Origin of the sequence: Streptomyces lunalinharesii (genome assembly GCF_039532155.1) — a bacterium.
Classification (GTDB): domain Bacteria; phylum Actinomycetota; class Actinomycetes; order Streptomycetales; family Streptomycetaceae; genus Streptomyces; species Streptomyces lunalinharesii.
This window is the reverse complement of the sequence record NZ_BAAARK010000007.1, coordinates 201,041-223,051: the sequence shown is the minus strand read 5'-3', so window position 1 is coordinate 223,051 and position 22,011 is coordinate 201,041. Positions and strand designations below refer to the sequence as shown.

Annotated in this window: 23 protein-coding genes; 13 read left to right on the top strand and 10 right to left on the bottom strand. The window is 73.5% G+C overall.

Translation table 11 applies throughout. The features are described from left to right. Positions 1-15 precede the first annotated feature (15 nt). Positions 16-912, bottom strand: a complete 897-nt coding sequence (locus ABD385_RS14275; RefSeq protein WP_344575558.1) for a transglutaminase family protein — start codon at positions 910-912, stop codon at positions 16-18. A gap of 17 nt (positions 913-929) precedes the next feature. Continuing rightward, on the bottom strand, positions 930-1,985 hold the full coding sequence (locus tag ABD385_RS14270; RefSeq protein WP_344575557.1) for a GNAT family N-acetyltransferase: 1,056 nt from the start codon (positions 1,983-1,985) through the stop codon (positions 930-932). A 142-nt stretch (positions 1,986-2,127) separates the two neighbouring features. Between ABD385_RS14270 and fdxA the strand changes: the two genes are divergently transcribed. Then, entirely contained in the window at positions 2,128-2,454 is a 327-nt protein-coding gene (fdxA, locus tag ABD385_RS14265) for a ferredoxin (RefSeq protein WP_016573354.1), read from the top strand. A gap of 193 nt (positions 2,455-2,647) precedes the next feature. Then, positions 2,648-3,775 (top strand): succinyldiaminopimelate transaminase, encoded by a 1,128-nt coding sequence (dapC, locus tag ABD385_RS14260; RefSeq protein WP_344575556.1) that lies wholly within the window; start codon positions 2,648-2,650, stop codon positions 3,773-3,775. A gap of 85 nt (positions 3,776-3,860) precedes the next feature. On the opposite strand, the gene ABD385_RS14255 is transcribed toward dapC, so the two are convergent. Both ABD385_RS14255 and ABD385_RS14250 read right to left on the bottom strand, forming a co-directional pair. After that, positions 3,861-4,319: an ATP-binding protein gene (locus tag ABD385_RS14255; protein WP_344575555.1), complete on the bottom strand. Its 459-nt coding sequence runs from the start codon at positions 4,317-4,319 to the stop codon at positions 3,861-3,863. A gap of 319 nt (positions 4,320-4,638) precedes the next feature. Next, positions 4,639-5,571, bottom strand: a complete 933-nt coding sequence (locus ABD385_RS14250) for a VldE C-terminal domain-containing protein (RefSeq protein WP_344575554.1) — start codon at positions 5,569-5,571, stop codon at positions 4,639-4,641. Positions 5,572-5,612: 41 nt separating this feature from the next. Here ABD385_RS14250 and dapE point away from each other — a divergent pair, with 41 nt between their 5' ends. Further along, positions 5,613-6,713 (top strand): succinyl-diaminopimelate desuccinylase, encoded by a 1,101-nt coding sequence (gene dapE / locus ABD385_RS14245; protein ID WP_344575553.1) that lies wholly within the window; start codon positions 5,613-5,615, stop codon positions 6,711-6,713. 147 nt (positions 6,714-6,860) lie between these two features. Next, positions 6,861-7,613 carry an LOG family protein gene (locus tag ABD385_RS14240; RefSeq protein ID WP_344575552.1) on the top strand — a complete coding sequence of 251 codons (753 nt, stop codon included), beginning with the start codon at positions 6,861-6,863 and terminating at the stop codon, positions 7,611-7,613. Positions 7,614-7,766: 153 nt separating this feature from the next. On the opposite strand, the gene folP is transcribed toward ABD385_RS14240, so the two are convergent. Continuing rightward, positions 7,767-8,627 carry a dihydropteroate synthase gene (folP, locus tag ABD385_RS14235; RefSeq protein ID WP_344575551.1) on the bottom strand — a complete coding sequence of 287 codons (861 nt, stop codon included), beginning with the start codon at positions 8,625-8,627 and terminating at the stop codon, positions 7,767-7,769. Positions 8,628-8,721: 94 nt separating this feature from the next. On the opposite strand from folP, the gene ABD385_RS14230 reads away from it, so the two are divergent. After that, positions 8,722-9,165: a DivIVA domain-containing protein gene (locus ABD385_RS14230; protein ID WP_344575550.1), complete on the top strand. Its 444-nt coding sequence runs from the start codon at positions 8,722-8,724 to the stop codon at positions 9,163-9,165. Beyond that, positions 9,162-9,767, top strand: coding sequence for a DNA-3-methyladenine glycosylase I (locus ABD385_RS14225; RefSeq protein WP_344575549.1), 606 nt, complete (start codon positions 9,162-9,164; stop codon positions 9,765-9,767). Before ABD385_RS14230 ends, ABD385_RS14225 begins: the two co-directional genes overlap by 4 nt. A gap of 54 nt (positions 9,768-9,821) precedes the next feature. Here ABD385_RS14225 and chcB read toward each other — a convergent pair whose 3' ends face one another. Beyond that, the gene (chcB, locus tag ABD385_RS14220; protein WP_344575548.1) at positions 9,822-10,622 is read right to left on the bottom strand and encodes a 2-cyclohexenylcarbonyl CoA isomerase; all 801 of its coding nucleotides are present in this window, start codon (positions 10,620-10,622) and stop codon (positions 9,822-9,824) included. Positions 10,623-10,945: 323 nt separating this feature from the next. Between chcB and ABD385_RS14215 the strand changes: the two genes are divergently transcribed. Next, positions 10,946-11,113, top strand: a complete 168-nt coding sequence (locus ABD385_RS14215) for a DUF3117 domain-containing protein (protein ID WP_003985072.1) — start codon at positions 10,946-10,948, stop codon at positions 11,111-11,113. A 171-nt stretch (positions 11,114-11,284) separates the two neighbouring features. Here ABD385_RS14215 and ABD385_RS14210 read toward each other — a convergent pair whose 3' ends face one another. Then, positions 11,285-11,968: an O-methyltransferase gene (locus tag ABD385_RS14210; protein WP_344575547.1), complete on the bottom strand. Its 684-nt coding sequence runs from the start codon at positions 11,966-11,968 to the stop codon at positions 11,285-11,287. 299 nt (positions 11,969-12,267) lie between these two features. On the opposite strand from ABD385_RS14210, the gene sigE reads away from it, so the two are divergent. From sigE to ABD385_RS14185, 5 genes are all read left to right on the top strand, one after another. After that, positions 12,268-12,969 (top strand): RNA polymerase sigma factor SigE, encoded by a 702-nt coding sequence (sigE, locus tag ABD385_RS14205; protein WP_425585399.1) that lies wholly within the window; start codon positions 12,268-12,270, stop codon positions 12,967-12,969. Then, positions 12,966-13,913 (top strand): anti-sigma factor family protein, encoded by a 948-nt coding sequence (locus ABD385_RS14200; protein ID WP_344575545.1) that lies wholly within the window; start codon positions 12,966-12,968, stop codon positions 13,911-13,913. The genes sigE and ABD385_RS14200 overlap by 4 nt, the downstream gene beginning before the upstream one ends. Before the next feature lie 151 nt (positions 13,914-14,064). Beyond that, positions 14,065-16,293 (top strand): trypsin-like peptidase domain-containing protein, encoded by a 2,229-nt coding sequence (locus ABD385_RS14195; protein WP_344575544.1) that lies wholly within the window; start codon positions 14,065-14,067, stop codon positions 16,291-16,293. A 117-nt stretch (positions 16,294-16,410) separates the two neighbouring features. Beyond that, positions 16,411-16,911: a sec-independent translocase gene (locus ABD385_RS14190; protein ID WP_344575543.1), complete on the top strand. Its 501-nt coding sequence runs from the start codon at positions 16,411-16,413 to the stop codon at positions 16,909-16,911. Positions 16,912-17,027: 116 nt separating this feature from the next. Further along, positions 17,028-17,684, top strand: coding sequence for a hypothetical protein (locus tag ABD385_RS14185; protein ID WP_344575542.1), 657 nt, complete (start codon positions 17,028-17,030; stop codon positions 17,682-17,684). Between the two features lie 141 nt (positions 17,685-17,825). Here the strand turns inward: ABD385_RS14185 and ABD385_RS14180 are convergent, their stop codons facing one another. From ABD385_RS14180 to ABD385_RS14170, 3 genes are all read right to left on the bottom strand, one after another. After that, positions 17,826-18,992 carry an Mrp/NBP35 family ATP-binding protein gene (locus ABD385_RS14180; RefSeq protein WP_344575541.1) on the bottom strand — a complete coding sequence of 389 codons (1,167 nt, stop codon included), beginning with the start codon at positions 18,990-18,992 and terminating at the stop codon, positions 17,826-17,828. A gap of 100 nt (positions 18,993-19,092) precedes the next feature. Further along, the gene (locus ABD385_RS14175) at positions 19,093-19,704 is read right to left on the bottom strand and encodes a DUF1003 domain-containing protein (protein ID WP_344575540.1); all 612 of its coding nucleotides are present in this window, start codon (positions 19,702-19,704) and stop codon (positions 19,093-19,095) included. After that, entirely contained in the window at positions 19,694-21,010 is a 1,317-nt protein-coding gene (locus ABD385_RS14170) for a magnesium transporter MgtE N-terminal domain-containing protein (protein WP_344575539.1), read from the bottom strand. The genes ABD385_RS14175 and ABD385_RS14170 overlap by 11 nt, the downstream gene beginning before the upstream one ends. Positions 21,011-21,213: 203 nt before the next feature. On the opposite strand from ABD385_RS14170, the gene ABD385_RS14165 reads away from it, so the two are divergent. After that, positions 21,214-21,996: a hypothetical protein gene (locus tag ABD385_RS14165; protein WP_344575538.1), complete on the top strand. Its 783-nt coding sequence runs from the start codon at positions 21,214-21,216 to the stop codon at positions 21,994-21,996. The last annotated feature ends 15 nt before the right edge of the window (positions 21,997-22,011 follow it).

The following is a 22,011-nucleotide window of genomic DNA, read 5'->3' as shown; positions in this document are numbered from 1 at the left end:
GGCGGAGCCGCCCGCTCAGTTCAGCCGGGCCCGGGCCGCCCCGGCCTCCCGGCGCAGCGCGGTCGCGGCGGCCGGCTGGACCGGCTCCAGCACCCGCGCGTACTCCTCCAGCTCGGCCGCCCCGGCCAGGAAATCGCCCCGCTCGACCAGGAGCTGCGCCCGTTCGTGGCGCAGCCGCGCCGGATGGCTGGGCAGCAGCAACGCCAGCTCCAGCGCCCACAGGTGGACCGCACCGTGCTCCGGGCGGGCCCGGGCCCAGGCCCGGATGTTATTGAGGATGCGCTGGACGACCTCCAACGGGCCGGCCGGCGCCAGCATCCCCGGCGAGAGCGCGGCACCGCTGGCCCCCGCGACGATCATCGCCGCGTCCTGGTCGGTGAGCGGCCGCCCGCCCGCGAAGGGGTCGGCCAGCACGTGCCGCCCGCCCGGATCGCCCAGGCCGATCACGAAGTGCCCCGGCAGCGCCACCCCGTACACCGGGGCCCCGGCCCGCCGGGCGACCTCCATCCAGACCACCGACAGCAGGATCGGCAGCCCCCGGCGCCGCCGCAGCACCTGGTGCAGCAGCGACGACTCCAGCCGGCGGTAGTCGGCGGCCGAGCCACCGAAGCCCTCCTGGGTGCCGAGCAGCGCGGCGAGGTTGCGGGCCCAGACCTCCGGGCCGTTGTGGGCGGGGCGGCCCGCCGCGGACCCGGCCGGCGCGTAGGGCAGCAGGCCGGCGAACCGGTCCAGTTCGATCTGGGCCGCGTCGATGCCGGCCTCGTCCAGTGCCGGGTCGGCCTCGGCGCCGATCAGCAGGCACAGCAGTGCGAGGTCCGGCCGTTCCTCGCGGGCCGCCGCCGCGAACTGCCGCCGCCGCTCCTCGCGCGCCGCGTCCCGCTCCGGCTCCCCGCGCTCCGCACGCTCACCCATGTCGAACGGACACCTCCTCAGGCGCCGACCGCGCCGACCGCAGGGCCGCGTCGGTAGTGATAACCGTGGTGTGCGACGAACCCCATCCCGTCGTACAGCGCCAGGGCGCCCGCGTTGTCCGTCTCGACCTGGAGGTACGCCGCCGAGGCGCCCTCCGTCAGCGCCCGCTCGGCGAGGGCCGCCATCACCCGGGACGCCAGTCCCCGGCGCCGCAGGTCGGGCGCGGTCTCCACCGCGGCGAAGCCCGCCCAGCGCCCGTCGACGACCAGCCGCCCGATCGCCGCGGTGCCGCCGTCCGGCGTCGGCACCCGGGCGAACCACACCGAGGGGCCGCCGGTCAGCACCGCCCGCGCCTCGGGCGTGGGCGTGCCGGCCCGGTTGTAGAGGGTCAGCCAGTCGGCGTCCGGCTGCCGGGACAGCTGCACGTCGGAGGTGTCGGCGTCGGTGTCCGCGAGCGGTGCCAGGGCCGCGATCCGCACGGAGGTGTGCGCCTCGGCGGTCCAGCCGCGGGCGGCCAGCACCTCGTCCAGCCGCTCGTCGGTGTCGGCCCGGCCGGTGGCCACGGTGACCAGGGCGGGCAGCCCGCGGTCGGCGTACCACCGGGCGGTCCGGGCCAGCGCCTCGTCCAGGGGCAGACCGGGGTCGCCGAGCGGCAGCGCGGAGTTGGCCCGCCGGGTGAAGCCCACCCGGCGCCCGGCCGCCGCTCCGCCGGGAAGCTCTTGGACGGCCGCCCGCAGCGTCCACTCTCCGAGACGTTCCGTCTCGATGGCCGGCCAACTGCGGGCCGCGACCTTCTGGAGCTCACGCACCGTGGCCGCCGGGACCTTCCTGCGGGCCGGCGCCGCCGGCACGACCTTGGCCGCCACCAGCGCGGATTCCTCGATCCGCACGCACTCGCCATCGCGCCGTGTGATGCTCAACACACCGTCGTTCCATGATGTGAGAACCCCGACCGCATCCGTGAATGCCGGCCCCTCCCTCCCGGCCCCGGTCAAGCGCCGGACGGATACCCTTTTGCCCACGTCAGCATGGGTGATCCGGACCTCCGCGCGTCCGCCGGCAAGGAATTCCATCGCTCTGTAACCGCCCCTCTTGTTCGTCTCGTGCCCGGGAACGGAGATACTAGGTGGCGGGCATCGACGACGCCGCGCTCCCGCGCGCCCAGCGGCGGTACCGCCGACCGGTCCGCCGGCCCTACCGAGGAGGAACGACAGCGTGACCTACGTCATCGCGCAGCCTTGTGTCGACGTCAAGGACAAGGCATGCATCGAGGAGTGCCCCGTCGACTGCATCTACGAGGGCTCCCGGTCCTTGTACATCCACCCGGACGAATGCGTCGACTGTGGCGCCTGTGAGCCGGTCTGCCCGGTCGAGGCGATCTTCTACGAGGACGACACCCCGGAGGAGTGGAAGGACTACTACAAGGCCAACGTGGAGTTCTTCGACGAGCTCGGCTCCCCGGGTGGTGCCAGCAAGCTCGGCCTGATCGAGCGCGACCACCCGTTCATCGCCGCACTGCCGCCGCAGAACCAGGACCACTGATCACCCCCCGGAGGGGCACAAGGGAGCCGGCCCGCTCCCTCGCACCTCCGAGGCCGCTGGGGGTAGCCCCGGCGTGAGCTGGGGAAGGCCGCACGGCGCCGCCCGGTCCCGTACGGCCCACCAGCCGTACGGGACCGATGCGTTTTCGCACGCCGACGTCCCCCGCGCCACCCCGTACGAGAAAGAGAGCACCGTGGGCGCAGTCTCCTCCCGCCACCCGTCCGGCGCGTCCCTCCGCGACCGGCTGCCCGCCTTCCCCTGGGACCGCCTGGAGCCGTACAAGGCGACCGCCGCCGCGCACGCCGACGGCATCGTCGACCTGTCGGTCGGCACCCCGGTCGACCCGGTCCCCGCCCTGGTCCGACAGGCGCTCACCGACGCGGCGGACAGCCCGGGCTATCCGACGGTGTGGGGCACCGCGGCACTGCGGGACGCGCTCACCGGCTGGGCCGCCGACCGCCTCGGCGCCCCCGACCTGGCGCACACCAACGTGCTGCCGGTCGTCGGCTCCAAGGAACTGGTCGCCTGGCTGCCGACCCAGCTGGGCCTGGGCGCCGGCGACAAGGTGGCCTACCCGCGGCTCGCCTACCCCACCTACGAGGTCGGCGCCCGCCTGGCCGGCGCCGAACCGGTCGTCTACGACGAGCCGACCGCGCTGGACCCGACCGGCCTGAAGCTGCTCTGGCTCAACTCCCCGTCCAACCCCACCGGTCGGGTGCTCACCGCCGACGAACTGCGCCGCACCGTCGCCTGGGCCCGCGAGCACGGCGTCCTGGTCGTCAGCGACGAGTGCTACCTCGAACTGGGCTGGGAGGCCGAGCCGGTCTCCGTCCTGCACCCGGACGTCTGCGGCGGCTCCTACGACGGCATCGTCGCCGTCCACTCGCTGTCCAAGCGCTCCAACCTCGCCGGCTACCGCTCCGCGTTCCTGCTGGGCGACGCCGCGGTCCTCGGCGAGCTGCTGCAGATCCGCAAGCACGGCGGAATGATGGTCGCCGCACCGGTCCAGGCCGCCACCGTCGCGGCGCTGGGCGACACCGCGCACGTCGCCGAACAGCGCGACCGCTACGCCCGCCGGCGCACCGCACTGCGCACCGCCTTCGAGGCCGCGGGCTTCCGCATCGAGCACAGCGAGGCGTCGCTCTACCTCTGGGCGACCCGCGACGAACCCTGCTGGGACACCGTCCGCGACCTCGCCGAGCGCGGCATCCTGGTCGCCCCCGGCGACTTCTACGGCACCGCGGGGGAGCGGTTCGTGCGGATCGCCTTCACCGCCACCGACGAGCGGGTGGCCGCCGCGGTGCGCCGCCTGGGCGCATGAGCCACTGATCCGACCGACGCACGCGCGGGGGCCCGGGGAGAGCAGTTCCCCGGGCCCCCGCGTCGTCGCGCGGCGTCTCGGCGCGTCAGCGGCCGATCGGCATCCCGCCGATCAGGCCGTGCACCGGCGTCTGCGCCCCCTGGGGCGCACCGATCAGGTTCCGGACGGCGTCGGCGGCCAGCGAGTTGGTGGAGATGCCCTTCTTCGCCACCGGACGGGCCATGCCCTCCGCCTTGCGGGCGGTCTCCTGGGTGAACGGCGCGGCCTCCTCGACGACCGGGGCGAGGGTGCGCACCAGTGCGGGCGCGAGGGTCTCCGCGGCCTCCTTGCCGGTCGCGTTGACCAGGCCGGCGCCGGTCCGGGCGGTGTTGTCCACGGCCTTGCTGGTGTTCGCGGAGTCCAGGGTGGTCAGCCCGCCCACTTCGCTGCCCGACGGAGGCAGGTTCACGGCGCTCGCGGATCCGGCCGCAGCGACCACGGGAGCGGCGCCTGCTGCGACCAGCAGGGCGGCTCGGGCGATCCGACGCGTAACGGGGAGGGACATGATGCTCCTTTTACGGAGAAGGACTCGTACTTCTGACAGATGTGCCATGTCCGACGGGCGGACGGACGCCCTGATTACCGCGTCAGGAGTCCGAAGGTTGCGGTGAACTCCGGTAAAGAATTGGCAACGTGTCACATAATCTGCCCTGGATAAAGGTGAGCAATGTGCGCGTGCCCCGAAGCCGTACGGAAACGTCACAGACCTTTAAACGCACGGGAATTGGCCGAGGATACGGTCGCAACCAGGTGAAATACCGGTCCGGTAAAGGGGATTGCCGTTCCGCGCGGTCAAGTCGACCGGTGCGGCAGGGGTCGACGCGCTACTGCGCGGTGACGATCCGCACCGCGTCCGCCGCGCCCTTGGCGCCCGCCGGGCCCTGCCAGCCCTTGTCCGAGTCGGCCGCCGTCCACGTCCGCCCGGCATAGCTGATCCGGTCGATGTGCAGGTCGGCGGCGTGCGCCAGGGCCCAGTTGGCCAGCTGCCAGCCGCGCTGCGCGGCCTCGTCGGCCGCCGTCGCGTACTCGGCGGGCCGCACCGGCACGGTCAGGCTGCGGCCCGCCGCCGGCGCCCGCCCGCTGCCGCCCTCGGCCCGCGGCAGCACCCCGGAACCGAACTCCCGCACCAGTTGCTCCCGCACCTTCGCCGCGCCGTCGGGCCCGACGCCGTCCACCGGGTGGCTCACCGTGCAGCTCAACACGTCACCGCTCCGGCCGGTCAACGCCCCTGTGAGCAGTGCGGCGTTCGCCTCGTGCTTCGCGTACGCCTGCGGATAGCCACTGCGTTGCACCTTCTGGGCAGCAACGGTCAAAGGCAGTCGCGAATAGCCGGGAACTTTCACCAGATGGCGGTAGAACTCCCCGGAAGAATAGACGGGATCCATGATCTGTTTCACGGTTCCCCAGTCCTGTGAAGGACGCTGCTGGAAAAGCCCCACCGAATCCCGGTCACCGAAATTGATGTTGCGCAGTCCGGATTCCTGCATGGCGGTCGCCAGTGCGATGGTCACCGCCCGTTCCGGCAGCCCGCGCGAGGTCGCCACCGCGGAGATCGTCGCGGCGTTCGCGGCCTGCTCGGGACTGAGTTCGTACGGATCCCCGTCGCCCTGGAGCCGCACCGTGCAGCGCGGTGCCCCGGGGCCGCTGGTGACGTACTGCACCACGAGGTACGCGATCACTCCGAGGAGGACGGCGACCGCCGCGGCGGTGCGCCACCGACGGGCACGGCGGGCAGGGGAAGCGGGCTGGGCGGACACGCAGCACAACGTACCCGAGGGCTGCCGATAGGGTCGGTCCCATGGAGCGCCCCACTCACCCCCGCCTTGACCTGTCGTTGGACGCCGCCGCACTGACCGCGCAGCTCGTCGACTTCCCGTCCGAGAGCGGCAACGAGAAGGACCTCGCCGACGCCGTCGAGGACGCCCTGCGCGCCCTGCCGCACCTGACCGTCGACCGGTACGGCAACAACGTCGTCGCCCGCACGCACCTGGGTCGCGCGGAGCGGGTGGTGCTCGCCGGACACCTCGACACCGTGCCGATCGCGGACAACGTCCCCTCCCGGCTCGACGCGGACGGCGTCCTGTGGGGCTGCGGCACCTGCGACATGAAGTCGGGGGTCGCCGTCCAGCTCCGGATGGCCGCCACCGTCCCCGCCCCCAACCGCGACCTGACCTTCGTCTTCTACGACAACGAAGAGGTCGCCGCGCACCTCAACGGCCTCGGCCTGGTCGCCGACGCCCACCCCGACTGGCTCGCGGGCGACTTCGCCGTCCTCCTGGAGCCCTCCGACGGCCAGGTGGAGGGCGGCTGCCAGGGCACCCTCCGGGTCCTGCTGCGCACCAGTGGGGAGCGCGCGCACTCCGCGCGCAGTTGGATGGGCGCCAACGCCATCCACGCCGCCGCCCCCCTCCTGGCGAAGCTCGCCGCCTACGAGCCGCGCCGCCCGGTGATCGACGGCCTGGAGTACCGCGAGGGCCTCAACGCGGTCCGCATCGAGGGCGGCGTGGCCGGCAACGTCGTCCCGGACGCCTGCACCGTCACCGTCAACTTCCGCTACGCGCCGGACCGCACCCCCGAGGAGGCGGTGGCCCACGTCCGCGAGGTGTTCGCGGACTGCCCCGTGGACGAGTTCGTCATCGACGACCACTCCCCGGGGGCGCTGCCCGGGCTGTCCCACCCGGCCGCCCAGGCGTTCATGACGGCCGTCGGCGGCAGCGCGAAGCCCAAGTTCGGCTGGACCGACGTCTCCCGCTTCAGCGCCCTCGGCGTCCCGGCCGTCAACTACGGACCCGGTGAGGCACTGCTCGCCCACAAGAAGGACGAGCGGGTCGCGATCGACCGCATCCTGCACTGCGAGGAGCGGCTGCGCTCGTGGCTGACCGCGGGACCGGCCGCCTGACGACCGCGCGGAGCCAGGTCAGCAGGGCCGTCCGGGGCCGGTCGGCCCCGTTGGCGACGGCCTGGATACCCGCCGAATTCCCCTCCGCGCCACACCGGCGGATCTACGCTGAAGTGGCAAACGATCTGTCAGCGGAGGGAGCACGTCATGGCCAACCCCGAGGGTGCGTACAGCCCTGAGGAGCAGCGGCTGGGCCCCGTACTGCGCCGGCACGACCAGGTGCAGACGGGTACGACGACGGACCAGCGGCTGCTGGACTCCGAAGGTCCCTCCGAGTGGGTGCACACCGATCCCTGGCGCGTGATGCGCATTCAGTCGGAGTTCGTCGAGGGCTTCGGCGCGCTGGCCGAGCTGGGCCCGGCCGTCAGCGTCTTCGGTTCGGCCCGCACCCCGCGCGGCACGGCGGAGTACGACGCCGGGGTGCGGATCGGCGCGGCGCTGGTGAAGGCCGGCTTCTCGGTGATCACCGGCGGTGGCCCGGGCGCCATGGAGGCGGCCAACAAGGGCGCCTTCGAGGCCGGCGGCACCTCCGTCGGGCTCGGCATCGAGCTGCCCTTCGAGCAGGGCATGAACGACTACGTCAACCTCGGGGTCGACTTCCGCTACTTCTTCGTCCGGAAGACCTGTTTCGTGAAGTACGCGCGCGGGTTCGTCGTCCTCCCCGGCGGACTCGGCACCCTCGACGAGCTCTTCGAGGCGCTGACCCTCGTCCAGACCCGCAAGGTCACCCGCTTCCCGATCGTGCTCTTCGGCTCGGAGTACTGGAGCGGGTTGGTCTCCTGGCTGCGCGAGACCGTGATCGCCCAGGGCAAGGCGTCGCCGCACGACCTGGAGCTGTTCCACCTCAGCGACGACGTGGACGAGGCGATCACGCTGGTGACCAAGGAGGTCGGCATCTAGGGCGCTTCTGGCGATCCGGCGCCCCGGTCCGCCGGAACGAGGGGAACACCGCCCGCGCCCCCGCCGTTGTGGCCCGCAGGGGGCGCGGGCGACCCCTACGGGATCCGTTCCCCCGCCCCTACGGGAAATCCGCCGCGGGCGGCGGGAACGGCGCTACGCCAGGCCGCGGCGGGCGACCGCCGGCGGCCGGTGGCCGGCGATCGAGGCGACCATGTCCAGCACCTGGCGGGTCTCGGCGACCTCGTGGACGCGGTAGACCTGGGCGCCGAGCCAGGCGGAGACCGCGGTGGTCGCCAGGGTGCCCAGCACCCGTTCCTTGACCGGCTTGTCGAGCGTCTCGCCGACGAAGTCCTTGTTGGACAGCGAGACCAGCACCGGCCAGCCGGTCTCCGTCATCTCGCCGAGCCGCCGGGTCGCCTCCAGGCTGTGCCGGGTGTTCTTCCCGAAGTCGTGCCCCGGGTCGATCAGGATGCCGTCCCGGCGCACGCCCAACGCCGCGGCCCGCTCCGCCAGTCCGAGCGTGACCCGCAGGACGTCGGCCATCACGTCGTCGTACGCCACCCGGTGCGGCCGGGTGCGCGGTTCGGCGCCGCCCGCGTGGGTGCACACCAGACCCACGTCGAACCGCGCGGCGACCTCCGCGAGGCGCGGATCGACGCCGCCCCAGGCGTCGTTGAGCAGGTCCGCGCCGGCCTCGCACACCGCCTCGGCGACCTCGTGCCGCCAGGTGTCCACGCTGATCACCACGTCGGGGTGGCGGCGCCGCACCTCGGCCACGAACCCCACCGTGCGGCGGGCCTCCTCCGCGGCGTCCACCTCCTCGCCCGGGCCGGCCTTGACGCCACCGACGTCGATGATCGCGGCCCCGTCGGCGATCGCCTGCTCCACGCGGTGCAGCGCGGGTTCGTCGCGGAACGTCGCGCCCTGGTCGTAGAACGAGTCCGGCGTCCGGTTGACGATCGCCATGATCACCGGTTCATGCGCTCCGAACTCGCGTTTTCCCAGCCGCAGCATCCCTTGACTCCCTCTCCGTGGTCCGGGAGCGACCCTAACTGTCAGACCCGCATGGCACGATCGGTGCAGGCACTTGAAGTCCGGGGAGATGGTCGTGTTCTGGTTCATGCTGATCGCGATGGTCGTGGTGGTGGCCGCGGTCACGCTGGTCGTCGTCGGCGGGGGTGACGCCGGCGGCGAGGGCGGCGGGTTGCGCGACGCCGAGCCCGCGGCGCTGCACGACCCGCTGCCCCAGGACCGCCCGCTGGCCCGGGCCGACGTGGAGGCCGTCCGGCTGCCGGTGGCCGTCCGCGGGTACCGCATGGACGACGTCGACGACGTGCTGGACCGCCTCGGCGCCGAGCTGGCCGAGCGGGACGCCCGGATCGCCGAGCTGGAGGCGGCCCTGGCCGGTGCCAACGCCTCGGCGATGGGCGGCGCCGGACTGGTGGCGGACCTTCCGCCCGCGTCCGGACCGGCCGAGGAGCCCGGACGCCCGGAGGGGACCGAGCACGAGGACGGCGAGGCGCCGTCGGGAGAAGGGGAGGACCGGGCATGACCGGAGTGGTGACGGCCCCGGACGGGGTCCCGCGCTGCCCGTGGGGCATGGAGTCGGAGCGGATGGCGGACTACCGCGCCTACCACGACACCGAGTGGGGCCGGCCGGTCCACGGCGACGACGCGCTCTTCGAGCGGATGAGCCTGGAGGCGTTCCAGTCCGGGCTGTCCTGGATCACCATCCTGCGGCGCCGCGAGGGCTTCCGCGCTGCGTTCGCGGGCTTCCGGATCGCCGAGGTGGCGCGGTTCACCGGCGAGGACGCCGGGCGGCTGCTCGCCGACCCGGGCATCATCCGCAACCGCGCCAAGATCACCGCGACGATCGGCAACGCCCAGGTAGCCGCCGCACTGGCCCCCGGCGAACTCGACGCCCTGATCTGGTCCTACGCGCCGACCCGGGCCGGCCGCCCGGTGCCGCGCAGCACCGGGGACGTGCAGCCGGTCACCGAGGAGTCCGCCGCGCTCGCCAAGGACCTCAAGAAGCGCGGCTTCCGCTTCGTCGGTCCCACCACCGCGTACGCCATGATGCAGGCGTGCGGCCTGGTCAACGACCACCTCGCGGACTGCCACGTGCGCGCGGCGGTGGACGCGGCGGCCGGCTGACGCCCCGGCTGCCGCCGGGAGGTCCCGCAGCCGGGCCCGCCGCCGTCCGTCGGGTCACCGCCCTTCAAAGACCGGCTTCTCCTTGTTGACGAACGCGGCCACGGCGCGGTGGTGGTCCGCCGAGGCCCCGGCCCGGACCTGGAGCTCGTCCTCCTTGTCGAGGGACTCGACGAGCCCGTGCCCGGCTCCGAAGGCCAGGGACTCCTTGATCGCGGCGTAGGCGGCGGTCGGGCCCTCGGCCAGCCGGCGGGCCACTGCGGCGGCCGCGTCGGCCAGTTCGTCGGCCGCCACGACCTGGTTGGCGATACCCAGGTCGTGGGCCTCCTGGGCGCCGATCGAGCGCGGGAAGAGCAGCAGGTCGGCGGCCCGACCGTGACCGATCAGCCGCGGCAGCGTCCAGGACACCCCGGAGTCCGCGGTCAGCGCGACGCCCGCGAACGAGGTGTTGAAGGAGGCGGTGTCGGCGACCACCCGGTAGTCGGCGGCCAGCGCGAAGCCCGCGCCGGCACCCGCGGCGACCCCGTTGACGCCGGCCACCACCGGCTTGGGCATCCCGGCCAGCGCCGTGACGATGGGGTTGTAGTGCTCCCGCACGGTGTTCATGGTGCGCCCGGCGCCGGTCTCCCGGTCCTCGGCCAGCAGGGCGACGTGTTCCTTGAGGTCCTGCCCGACGCAGAAGGCGCGCCCGGTGGCGGTGAGCAGCACCGCCCGCACGGCGGGGTCGGCGGCGGCCTCCTTCAGGGCGTCCCGGAGCGCGACCTTCGCCTCCGTGTTCATCGCGTTCATCGCGTCGGGACGGTTGAGCGTGACCGTCGCGAGTCCTTCGGTCACGTCGTAGAGCACGGTGTCGGCCATAGTGGAGTCCCCTCCGTCGAGGCTCTGGGCTGCCCGGCAGGGGCAGTCAGCGCTCAGAATGCCGGAGATCATCCGCCGTCGACATGTGACGTACATCAAACAATGTGGGTGTGCCGGGTGGCGGAGAGTGGCGAAGTATCGCAGCCCGCTCCCCGAATTGGGTGGGTTTGCGGGAGCGCGTTGCCAAAGGGATGCCCCCTGATGTTGGTCATCGGGTCGTTCGATGCGGGATAATGGCCTGGAAGCAATGTGTTCGACGCCGGTGACACGCGCCTATCAAGGCCGCCGGCTGCGATGAGCTGGTTTCAGGAAGGGGAACGAGCATGGCGGCCATGAAGCCGCGGACGGGCGACGGCCCGCTCGAGGTGACCAAGGAGGGGCGGGGCATCGTCATGCGCGTTCCGCTCGAAGGCGGCGGTCGACTCGTCGTCGAGCTGACCCCCGACGAAGCCAAGGCCCTGGGTGAGGCCCTGGAAAAGGTCACCGTCTGACGAGGGCGGAGAAACCGCTGCGGTTCTCGGGGTTTTCCACCCCGCTACCACCAGCCGAATACCCCGGCCCCGGCACGCGGCACGCCACCACACGGCGCGCCGCGTGCCGGGGTCGTTTCGTGCTCTTTGCTCTTGTGCGATTGCCCCGCCGGGTCCGGGGGGGGGGGCGGGTCAGGCGCGCTTGACCGCGCAGAGCAGCCCGTCGCCGACCGGCAGCAGGGCCGGCGCCAGCGAACTGCTCTCCCGGATGGCCCGCAGCAGCTCGCGGACCCGCAGCACCTCGTCGGGCTGCTCCGCGGAGTCCACCGTCCGGCCGTCCGCGAAGACGCCCTGGAAGCAGACCAGGCCGCCGGGGCGCAGCAGCCGCAACGATTCGGCGAGGTACTCCAGGTACTCCAGGAGGTCGCCGTCGCAGAAGACGAGGTCGTAGCCGCCGTCCGCCAGGCGCGGCAGCACGTCCAGGGCGCGGCCCGGGATGAAGCGGGCGCGGTTGCCGGCGAAGCCCGCGGCGCGGAACGCCTGCTTGGCGAACGCCTGCCGTTCGGGTTCGAGGTCCACGGTGGTCAGCACGCCGTCCGCGCGCATGCCGTGCAGGAGGTAGATGCCCGACACCCCCGTGCCGGTGCCGATCTCGGCGACGGCCTTGGCGTCCGCGGTGGCGGCGAGCAGCCGCAGCGCCGCGCCGGTGCCGGCGGTCACCGTGCGGACGCCCACCTCGCGGGCGCGGTCGCGGCACCAGAGCAGGGCGGTGTGGGCGGCGTCGTCGATGGTCCCGGCGCCGTACGCCTCGGCGAATGCCAAGCTCGTCTGCCGGTTGCCGGTAATGGCCCTCTCCTGTCCCCGTAGTTGACGCAACCGTGACTGTATCCGCTGCGCGCGGGAACCCGCAGATGGGACCGGGCGTTAGAAGGGGGCAGGGGGAGAGACGGGGGGACGCACCGGTGGATACCGCGCAAGAGGCCGGGCGGGAGCCGCGGCAGGACGAGAAGCCACACCAAATGCTGGTCAAAACTGCTTATCCGGAGCTAACGGGCGAGGTGGATATGGTAGGGGCTCTACTGGACACCACCAGAGCCACCAGGGGAGGTGCGGCTGCGGCGGGTGACCGAGGAGTGCGCAGGCGCTTGCGAAGGTCGTTCGCCGGGCCGAAATCCGTGACCAACACCGTTGACCGTTTCCGCCCTCACGGCCCCAAGGCCAAGGGAGGGGCCCCCGTCACCGACGCGCCCACCGCGACCTTCGCCGCAGACGCGGACGTGCAGGCGTGGACTCCACCCACCTGGGAGGAGATCGGCAGCACGCACAGTGCCCGGGTCTACCGCCTCGCCTACCGCCTCACCGGCAATCAGCACGACGCCGAGGACCTGACGCAGGAGGTGTTCGTCCGCGTCTTCCGCTCGCTGTCGACGTACACCCCCGGCACCTTCGAGGGCTGGCTGCACCGCATCACGACCAACCTCTTCCTGGACATGGTCCGCCGCCGTCAGCGCATCCGCTTCGACGCGCTCGGTGACGACGCCGCCGAGAAGCTGCCCAGCCGGGAGCCGGCGCCGCAGCAGCAGTTCGACGACACCCACTTCGACGCGGACGTGCAGCATGCGCTGGACACCCTCGCGCCGGAGTTCCGGGCGGCCGTGGTGCTCTGCGACATCGAGGGCCTGTCCTACGAGGAGATCGCCGCGACCCTCGGCGTCAAGCTCGGCACGGTCCGCAGCCGGATCCACCGGGGCCGCTCGCACCTGCGCAAGGCGCTCAAGCACCGCTCGCCCGAGGCCAGGGCCGAGGAGCGGCAGGAGCAGCGGCGGGAGCGGCGGAGCCTGACCGTGGTGCCCAGTAGGGAGGTCGGAATCGCGTGAGCGGCAGTGGCGGTCCGTCCCCCGCCGAGCACCATCTCGGCGACCGCCTCGCAGCCCTGGTCGACGGTGAACTGGGGCACGACGCACGGGAGCGGGTGCTGGCGCACCTCGCGACGTGTGGGAGGTGCAAGGCGGAGGCCGACGCGCAGCGTCGGTTGAAGAACGTGTTCGCGCAGGCGCTGTCCCCCGGGCCCTCCGAGGGACTGCTCGCGCGGCTCCAACAGCTGCCCGGCGGCGATCCCGACGGCCCCGGCAGTCGGCTCGGCAACGGCACCTTCGGTCGCGGTGCGTTCGCCGGCGGCGACGGTGCGTTCGGCTACGTCCCGTCGGAGAACCACCTCGGCGGCGCCATGGCGGCGGTTGCCCCCCAGCCGCGGACGCGTGGCTTCCGGGTGCCGGAGTCGGAGCGCGGCGGGCCGCAGCGGCGCCGGTTCGCGTTCGCGGCGGCCGGCGCGGTCTCGTTGGCGGCGTTCGCGCTCGGCGGGGCCCTGCCGCTGGAGGCGGCCGTCGACGCGCCCGGGCCCCGCGCCGAGGGCAGCGGTACCGCCGTCACCCCGCTGGGCGCCGATCCGGCGGCCGGCTCCCCGGAGTTCTCGCGCGGCCAGGGGTTCTGGGCCACGCACGAGCCCCGTCCCGACGCCTGGCCCTCCGCCAGCAACCCGACCGGTGCCCCCGCGCCCAGTCCCATGTCGCTGCTGGTGCCGGACGAGGGACGACCGTCCGACGCGGTACCGGCGTTCAACCCGGCACCCGGCCGGTTCGGCCTCTCGCCGTTGATAGCGGCCACCGGCCCGGCGGCGGAGTTCCGCTTCGCCCCGCTCGCCGCCACCAGTGGGAACGCCCCGGTCCGGCACACCCCGCCCCCGTTGCCGCCGCTGGAGCCCATGCGACCGCTGCTCGGCTCGTCGGCCCCCACCGGTCAGCCCGTCACCGGCCAGCACTGACCGGGCTCTGCGCGCTCCCGCCCGGAACTGGTTGAATCCCTTCTCGGGCGGCGCGCTCCTGCCCGGGGCGCGTACCGCACGGGTCTGTCGTCGGACAGGCCCCAGGTGGCGGTGGTCCGCGCAGGGCCGCGGGCGAATTGTTGGGGAGAGCATGGACGACGCGAAGGCCGCCGGGCCCAAGCTGAAGTGGTGGCACCGCCCGGAGCAGGCTCCGGGGCCGGGACAGTCCGCCCAGCAGGCAGGGGAGGCGGCGCCCGCCGCGTCGCCCGCCGACGGCACCGACCACGCCTGTGAGGCGGAGGCATCGGGCGACTGGATCGTCCGACCACCGCAGCCCCCGGCCGGGACGGCGGAGCCGGCGGCCGATCCCGTCCGGCCCGCCGGAGCCCCCGAGAGGGCCGCGGTCGACCGCCCCGCCGGTGGTGTCGCCGGCCCCCAACCCGCCGGAGACGGGCGGGAGTTGGTCGGGGCGCCGGCCGAGATACCCGGTGAGGGTGCCGCGCCGCAGAGCACGGCAACGACCGCCCCGGTGGACCCCGCCCCCGCGGCGCCGGTCACCACCGCGGACCCGACCGAGGACGCACCGACCGCGCCGGCCCCCGTGGAGCGCCCCGCGACGACCGTGACGCTCGGTCAGGTGCCCGCCGGCGGCCGGGCGGAGCAGCAGCCGGGGCCGGACGTCGAGCCCGCGGCCGGTGCCACCTGGCCCGACCCGCGCACCGAGCCGGCGGCCGCTCCCCTCGCCGCCCCCCGACCGCAGCCGCTGCACCCCGAGGACCCCTACGGCACGCCCCCGTACGGCGGCCCCGGCCCCTGGGCGCCGGCCCCGCTGGTCCAACGGCCGACGGCCACCCCGGCCCACGGCACCGTGCTGCCGCCCGCCCCGGGCACTCCGGCGCCCGGGGCGGCGACACCGGCCCCCGCCGCCCCGCAGGACGCCGAGCAGCGGCCCGTCGGCCCGCCCGCCCCGGCCGGCCACCTCGCGGCGTCGGACGCCCCGTTGACGCACCCCACGCCGCCGGACGCGCCGCCGGTCGGATCGCAGCCGGCCGTCCCCGAGACCGTCGAGGGCGGCTTTGTCCCGCACCCCGGCGACGGCGGCCCCCGTCCCGCGCCCCCGGGCGCCGCGGCGGTCGGCGCCCCCGCCACGGGCTTCGTCGCGCCCCCTCCCGCCGCCCCCGGCGCCTGGCAGCAGTACGACCCCTGGAGCGCGCCCCCGCCGGCCGTCGTGGCCCCGCCCCGGCGCCGCGGCCGGCGTCCCGTGCTGGTCTTCGGCGCCGTGGCGCTGGCGCTGCTCGCGGGCGGCGCGGGCGGGGTCGCCGGCGCCTACATCGAGCGTTACGGCGGCCTCGACGACATCAAGTTGCCGCAGGTGGCCGACGGCGTGGGGAGCCGCAGCCCGGAGAGCGTCGCCGGGATCGCCCGGGCGGCGCTGCCCGGCGTGGTGACCCTGCACGTCCGCGGGAACGCCGAGCAGGGCACCGGCACCGGCTTCGTGCTCGACCGGCAGGGTCACATCCTCACCAACAACCACGTCGTCGAACCGGCCGGGACCGGCGGCGAGATATCGGTGACGTTCAGCGGCGGGCAGACCGCCCGGGCCAAGGTCGTCGGCAAGGACGGCAGCTACGACCTCGCCGTGGTCCAGGTCGAGGGCGTCACCGGACTGCACCCGCTGACCCTCGGCGACTCGGACGCGGCGCAGGTCGGCGACCCGGTGGTGGCGATCGGCGCCCCCTACGACCTGGCCAACACCGTCACCTCCGGAATCATCAGCGCCAAGCAGCGGCCGATCACCGCGGGCGGCAAGAAGGGCGACGGCAGCGACGTGTCGTACGTCGACGCGCTGCAGACCGACGCCCCGATCAACCCGGGCAACTCCGGGGGGCCGTTGGTGGACGCCAAGGCCCGGGTGATCGGGATCAACAGCGCGATCCGGGCCGCCGACAGCGGCAGTGGCGGACTGGACGGCGGCGGCAGCAGTGGCGGCAGCGCCCAGGGCGGCAGCATCGGGCTCGGCTTCGCCATACCGATCAATCAGGCCAAGCGGGTGGCCGAGGAGCTGATCAACACCGGCCGGGCCACCCACCCGGTGATCGGCGTCACGTTGGAGATGGAGTACGACGGCGACGGCGCCCGGGTCACCCAGGCCGCCAAGACCGGTGCCGCGCCGGTCACCCCGGGCGGGCCCGGCGCCAAGGCCGGCATCCGCCCGGGCGACGTGATCACCCAGGTGGACGGAGCACCGGTGCACAGCGGCGAGGAGCTGATCATCAAGGTCCGCAGCCACCGTCCGGGGGACACGCTCACGCTGACGGTCCAGCGGGACGGCGCGGAACGGTCCGTCCGGCTGACACTGGGTTCCTCCAGCCGGAACTGATCGTTTCCACCGTGTTGGCACGGGCGACTCCCGCCCGAGGCCCGGGGCCAGGTACCGTGAGAGGCGGCCTTGGCCCAAAGGCCGCCGAAGGCCGCGGATACCCCAAGGAGCTGCAAGGTGTTCTTCGACATAGGACCCCTAGAGCTGGTTGCGATCGTGGTCCTCGCGGTGCTCATCTTCGGACCGGAGAAGCTCCCCAAGGTCATCCAGGACGTCACCGGTTTCATCCGCAAGGTCCGGGCGTTCTCCGACAACGCCAAGGAAGACATCCGCAACGAGCTCGGCCCGGAGTTCAAGGACTTCGAGTTCGAGGACCTCAAGCCGCGGAACTTCGTCCGCAAGCACGTCCTGGAGAAGGACGAGTACGGCCTGCGGGAGCTCGCCGAGCTGCGGGACGGCTTCGACCTGAAGAAGGAGATGGCGGAGGTCACCGACGCGGTGCGGGATTCGACCGCGCCGCGCTCCGCGTCCGGTGCGCCGGCCGCGTCCGCCGGCGACGCCCCCTTGAGCCTGTCCAAGGAGTCCCCGGCCGCTTCCGCCGGTCGTCCGGACATGTTCACCAAGAGCACCGACCCGTCCCGTCGCGAGCCGCCGCCCTTCGACGCCGACGCGACCTGAGAATCTCGTATGCCCGGCTGTGTTGACCCCACTGGCTATGCTCCCGGTGTCCGGGGTGAGGTCGCCTGAGGGGGGCGGGCCGCCACGACGCAGGGCAACGAGGAGGCTCCGCGCAGATGGAGACGACGAGTCGGACAGTCACCGACCAGGTGTCCGCCGATACCGGCCGGAAGGTCGACGGCTATCTGCTGGCTGCGTTCCCGTGGTACGGCCTCGACGAGGCGTTCACCGGGCCGCGCTGGTTGATGCGGGTGGGCTCGGCCGCGGACGGCACCGTCGAGCACGGCGCGACCGGCCACGGGGTGGAGCCGACCATAAAGCTGGAGTCCCCGGAGGACGAGCGGTTCGCGGTGGTGGTGACGGTCGCCAACCGCCCCGTGCGGCGCAGCGCGGACGGCACCGGCGTGTTGGAGGCCACCTCGGTCTCGACCGCCGCCTGGCTCGCCGGCTCCGGGCTGCTGGCCCACACCTGGCCGACCCAGATGGACCGGACGCTGCGCCAGGACTGGCTGGACCAGCAGACGATGCTCGCCTGGGAGTTGGCCGACGACCTCGGCGGGGAGGGGTGGAGCGAGCTGATGCTCCCGGTGGACGGGGTGCCGACGCCGTTCTGCTATCGGGAGTCCGAGTACGGCTGGGTGCTCGCCGGGTCCGCCGGCAAAGATGAGGCGGAGGGGGCGGAGGGGGTCCACCTCGGTGCCTACGGGCGCGGGATGAGCGCCTACGGCCTGGGCTTCTCGGTGATCAAGGACCTGGAGACGTACGAGGGCTGAGCGCCGGGCTCCATCTGGGGGGCGCGTACGAAGTGTCGTGCGCCCCATTGGGCGGCGCACGCGCCGTGCGCGAAAGGGCGGACCCTTGCGGATCCGCCCTTTTTCAGGGGCGTACGGGGGCCTGGAGCCGACCCGGACGCGTCAGAACTTGTTGCGCGGGGTGATGCCCAGCGACATGCCCGACAGGCCGCGCTGACGGCCGCCCAGCTTGCCGGCGATCGCGCGGATCGCGGCGCCGGCGGGGGACTCCGGGTCGGTCAGGACCACCGGCTTGCCCTCGTCGCCGCCCTCGCGCAGCCGGACGTCGATCGGGATGGCGCCGAGCACCGGGACCTGCGTACCGGTGGTCTTGGTCAGGCCCTCGGCGACCCGCTCGCCGCCGCCGGTGCCGAAGACGTCGACCATCTCGTCGCAGTGCGGGCAGGGCAGCCCGGACATGTTCTCCACCACGCCGACGATCTTCTGGTGGGTCTGCACGGCGATCGAACCGGCCCGCTCGGCGACCTCGGCGGCAGCTTGCTGCGGGGTGGTGACCACCAGGATCTCGGCGTTCGGCACCAGCTGCGCGACCGAAATGGCGATGTCGCCGGTGCCCGGGGGCAGGTCCAGCAGGAGGACGTCCAGGTCGCCCCAGTAGACGTCGGCGAGGAACTGCTGGAGGGCGCGGTGCAGCATCGGGCCGCGCCAGACGACCGGGGCGTTGCCGGGCGTGAACATGCCGATCGAGATGACCTTCACGCCGTTCGCCGACGGGGGCATGATCATGTTCTCGACCTGGGTGGGGCGCCCGTGCGCACCGAGCATCCGGGGCACCGAGTGGCCGTAGATGTCCGCGTCGACCACGCCGACCTTGAGGCCGTCGGCGGCCATCGCGGCGGCGAGGTTGACGGTGACCGAGGACTTGCCGACGCCGCCCTTGCCGGAGGCCACCGCGTAGACCCGGGTCAGCGAACCGGGCTTGGCGAAGGGCACCTCCCGCTCGGCGGTGCCGCCGCGCAGCGCCGTCGCCAGCTCCCGCCGCTGCTCGTCGCTCATCACCTCCAGCTCGACGGCGGCGCGCGTCACACCGGGCACCCGCTCGACGGCCTCGCGGACGCTGTTGGTGATCGTCTCCCGCATCGGGCAGCCGGAGACCGTGAGGTAGACCACGACCGCCACCGAGCCGTCCGCGGCGACGTCCACCGATTTGACCATCCCCAGTTCGGTGATGGGGCGGTGGATCTCGGGGTCGTTGACCGTCGCGAGCGCTTCGCGGATCGCGTCCTCGCTCGGTGCGGAGCCGTCGGGCTGGGGCGTGTCTGTTGCCATGCCCCCGATAGTACGGCCGCGCGAAGCGCGCCCCAAAGGGGTGGCGGTCGCGCGACGGGAGGGGGAGGCACGGCGGGTGAGGCGGCCTCCGGAAAGGCCCTCAGTGGTCGCGTTCGTCCCGTTCGGGGCGCTCGCCGTCGGCCGGCTGGCGCAGTTCCAGCTCCCGCAGCAGCTCCTCCAGTTCGGAGCGCATCCAGTCGCGGGTGGCGACCTCGCCGAGGCCCATCCGCAGTGCCGCGATCTCCCGGGTCAGGTACTCGGTGTCGGCGATGGAGCGCTCGTTCTGCTTGCGGTCCTGTTCGTGGGTGACCCGGTCGCGGTTGTCCTGGCGGTTCTGCGCCAGGAGGATCAGCGGCGCCGCGTAGGACGCCTGGAGGGAGAGGGCCAGGGTCAGGAAGATGAACGGGTAGTTGTCGAACCGCAGGGAGCCGGGGACGGTGACGTTCCAGCTGATCCACAGGATGATGGTGACCGTCATCCAGACGATGAAGCGGCCGGTCCCCAGGAAGCGGGCGATCTTCTCGGACATCCGCCCGAAGGCCTCCGGGTCGTACTCCGGGAAGAGCGTCCGGCGCGGCACCCGCGGCTGGTCCAGCCGCACCCGCGGCCGCCCCTCCGCCCCCCGGGGCCGTTCGCCCGTGCTGCCCCGGCGCACCGCGGAGGCGCCGTGCGGTCGCCGCTCCCTGGGGGGCTCCCGGTCCTCAGCGCCCATCGGCCGTCTTCCCGCGCGGCCGGACGGTGGCGCCGGCGGTGCCCGCGGTGTCGGTGCGGCCGTGCAGCCCGGCCTCCCGCCAGTCGTCCGGCAGCAGGTGGTCCAGCACGTCGTCGACGGTGACCGCGCCCAGCAGCGCCCCGCCCTCGTCCACCACCGGGGCCGCGACCATGTTGTACGCGGCCAGGTAGCCGGTCACCTCGGGCAGCGGGGTGTCCGGCCGCAGGGCCGGCAGATCGGTGTCCACGATGAAGCTGACGAGGGTGAACGGCGGGTCCCGCAAAAGCCGTTGGAAGTGCACGAGGCCCAGGTACTTGCCGGTCGGCGTCTCGTCCGGCGGCCGGCAGACGTACACCTGGGCGGCGAGCGCGGGGGAGAGGTCCGGGTCGCGGACCCGGGCCAGCGCGTCCGCGACCGTGGCGTCCGGGCGCAGCACGATCGGCTCGGTGGTCATCAGGCCGCCCGCGGTGCGCTCCTCGTAGGACATCAGCCGGCGGACGTCCGCCGCCTCCTCCGGGCGCATCAGCGTCAGCAGCCGTTCCTTCTCCTCCTCGGGGAGCTCGGAGAGCAGGTCGGCGGCGTCGTCGGGGTCCATCGCCTCCAGGACGTCGGCGGCCCGCTCGTCCTTCAGCTTGCCGATGATCTCGACCTGGTCGTCCTCCGGCAGCTCCTCCATGACGTCGGCCAGGCGGTCGTCGTCGAGGGCCGCGGCGACCTCGGCGCGCCGCTTGGGGGAGAGGTGGTGCAGCACCCCGGCCAGGTCGGCGGGGCGCAACTGCTCGAAGGTGGCGAGCAGGTTCTCCGCGCCCTGCCCGTGCTCCTCCAGGGAGAAGCCGGTCACGGCCGACCACTCGACCGTCAGCACCTCGCCCTTGCGGCGCAGCGCCCCGCCCTTCCCGCGCCGGACGAAGACCTTGTCGATCTCCCAGTCGCGGCGGGCCGGCAGCTGGATGATGCCGATGTCGAGCACGGTGACCTCCTCGCCGGTCTCGACCAGCCGCACCCGCCGGTCCAGCAGTTCGCCGAAGACCAGCGTCTCGGAGGCCCGCTGCTCGAAGCGGCGCATGTTCATCACGCCGGTGGTGACGATCTGGCCGGACTCCACGCCGGTCACCCGGGTCATCGGCACGAAGATCCGGCGCCGGCTGATCACTTCGACGACCAGTCCCAGCAGCCGGGGCGGGCGGTCCCCGATCCGGAGCAGCGCGACCAGGTCCCGCAGCCGCCCGACCTGATCGCCGTTGGGGTCGAACACGGCGATGCCGGAGAGGTGGGAGACGAAGATCCGGGGAGTGACCACCGCCATGCGTAGCGCCGCCCTTCTCCCTTACGCCCGGATTGCTCCACTTTTGATCGGTGAAATCCTGATGAGTCCGGGTTCAGGCTAACCCGTCGGGGTGGGGCGCGCCCCGACGGGAACGGCCGTATGGTGACCGGCCGGCGGCCCGCCGGCCCCGGGTACGCTGCCGTGAGCTGTCGAGGTCACCCGCATCAGGAGGCAGAGCCGACGTGAGCGTCATCCCCCCGGACACCACCCGCCGACCGCCGGCCGAGCCCCGACGCACCGGGCGGGCGGCGCTGGTGGTGGCGGCGTGCGCGGCACTGGCCGCGACGGTGACGGGCTGCGCGGAGGACCCGGACGCCGGCACCAACGGGGTCGGCAAGCTGCCGGCCCAGCAGATCGAGGCCAAGGCCCGGGCCGCCGCCGCCCGGGCCGACACCGTCCGGCTCTCCGGGAAGGTCGTCAGCCAGGGCAGCACCTACACCCTGGACATGCGGCTGGCCAAGGACGGCGCCCGCGGCGAGCTGACCACCAAGGCCGCCTCCTTCCAACTGCTGCGCGTCGGCGAGGCGCTCTACCTGAAGGCGGACGCGTCCTTCTGGGCCGGGGAGAAGGCCGGCGCCGGCTCCGGCCCCGACTCCAGCGCCGCCAAACTCGGCGACAAGTACGTCAAGGTGCCCGCCGCCGACCCGGTCTACCAGCGCTTCAGCGGCTTCACCGACAAGGAGACCCTGCTCGCCGGACTGCTCGGCCTGCACGGCGAGCTGACGGCCGGGAACCGCGGGACGGTCGGCGGGGTCCGCACCGTCCAGGTGGCCGCCGGCGCCGGTTCCGGCGGCACCCTCGACGTCTCCCTGGAGGGCACCCCGTACCCGTTGCGGCTCCAGCGGGCCGGCGGCGCGGGCGAGGTGAAGCTCGCCGACTGGGGCAAGGCGGTGGACCTCAAGGCCCCCGGCCAGGACCAGGTCGTCGACTACGGCAAGCAGATCGCGCGGACCGGCACCCGCTGAGGGCCGCCGGCCCGG

Coding starts and splice junctions, on each gene's coding strand:
- ABD385_RS14240 (WP_344575552.1), top strand. CDS start 6,861: ATGGCCAACCCCGAGGGTGCGTACAGCCCTGAGGAGCAGCGGCTGGGC.
- ABD385_RS14195 (WP_344575544.1), top strand. CDS start 14,065: ATGGACGACGCGAAGGCCGCCGGGCCCAAGCTGAAGTGGTGGCACCGC.
- ABD385_RS14270 (WP_344575557.1), bottom strand. CDS start 1,985: ATGGAATTCCTTGCCGGCGGACGCGCGGAGGTCCGGATCACCCATGCT.
- ABD385_RS14215 (WP_003985072.1), top strand. CDS start 10,946: ATGGCGGCCATGAAGCCGCGGACGGGCGACGGCCCGCTCGAGGTGACC.
- dapE (WP_344575553.1), top strand. CDS start 5,613: ATGGAGCGCCCCACTCACCCCCGCCTTGACCTGTCGTTGGACGCCGCC.
- ABD385_RS14175 (WP_344575540.1), bottom strand. CDS start 19,704: ATGGGCGCTGAGGACCGGGAGCCCCCCAGGGAGCGGCGACCGCACGGC.
- ABD385_RS14275 (WP_344575558.1), bottom strand. CDS start 912: ATGGGTGAGCGTGCGGAGCGCGGGGAGCCGGAGCGGGACGCGGCGCGC.
- folP (WP_344575551.1), bottom strand. CDS start 8,627: ATGCTGCGGCTGGGAAAACGCGAGTTCGGAGCGCATGAACCGGTGATC.
- ABD385_RS14170 (WP_344575539.1), bottom strand. CDS start 21,010: ATGGCGGTGGTCACTCCCCGGATCTTCGTCTCCCACCTCTCCGGCATC.
- ABD385_RS14255 (WP_344575555.1), bottom strand. CDS start 4,319: ATGTCCCTCCCCGTTACGCGTCGGATCGCCCGAGCCGCCCTGCTGGTC.
- ABD385_RS14225 (WP_344575549.1), top strand. CDS start 9,162: ATGACCGGAGTGGTGACGGCCCCGGACGGGGTCCCGCGCTGCCCGTGG.
- ABD385_RS14185 (WP_344575542.1), top strand. CDS start 17,028: ATGGAGACGACGAGTCGGACAGTCACCGACCAGGTGTCCGCCGATACC.
- chcB (WP_344575548.1), bottom strand. CDS start 10,622: ATGGCCGACACCGTGCTCTACGACGTGACCGAAGGACTCGCGACGGTC.
- ABD385_RS14180 (WP_344575541.1), bottom strand. CDS start 18,992: ATGGCAACAGACACGCCCCAGCCCGACGGCTCCGCACCGAGCGAGGAC.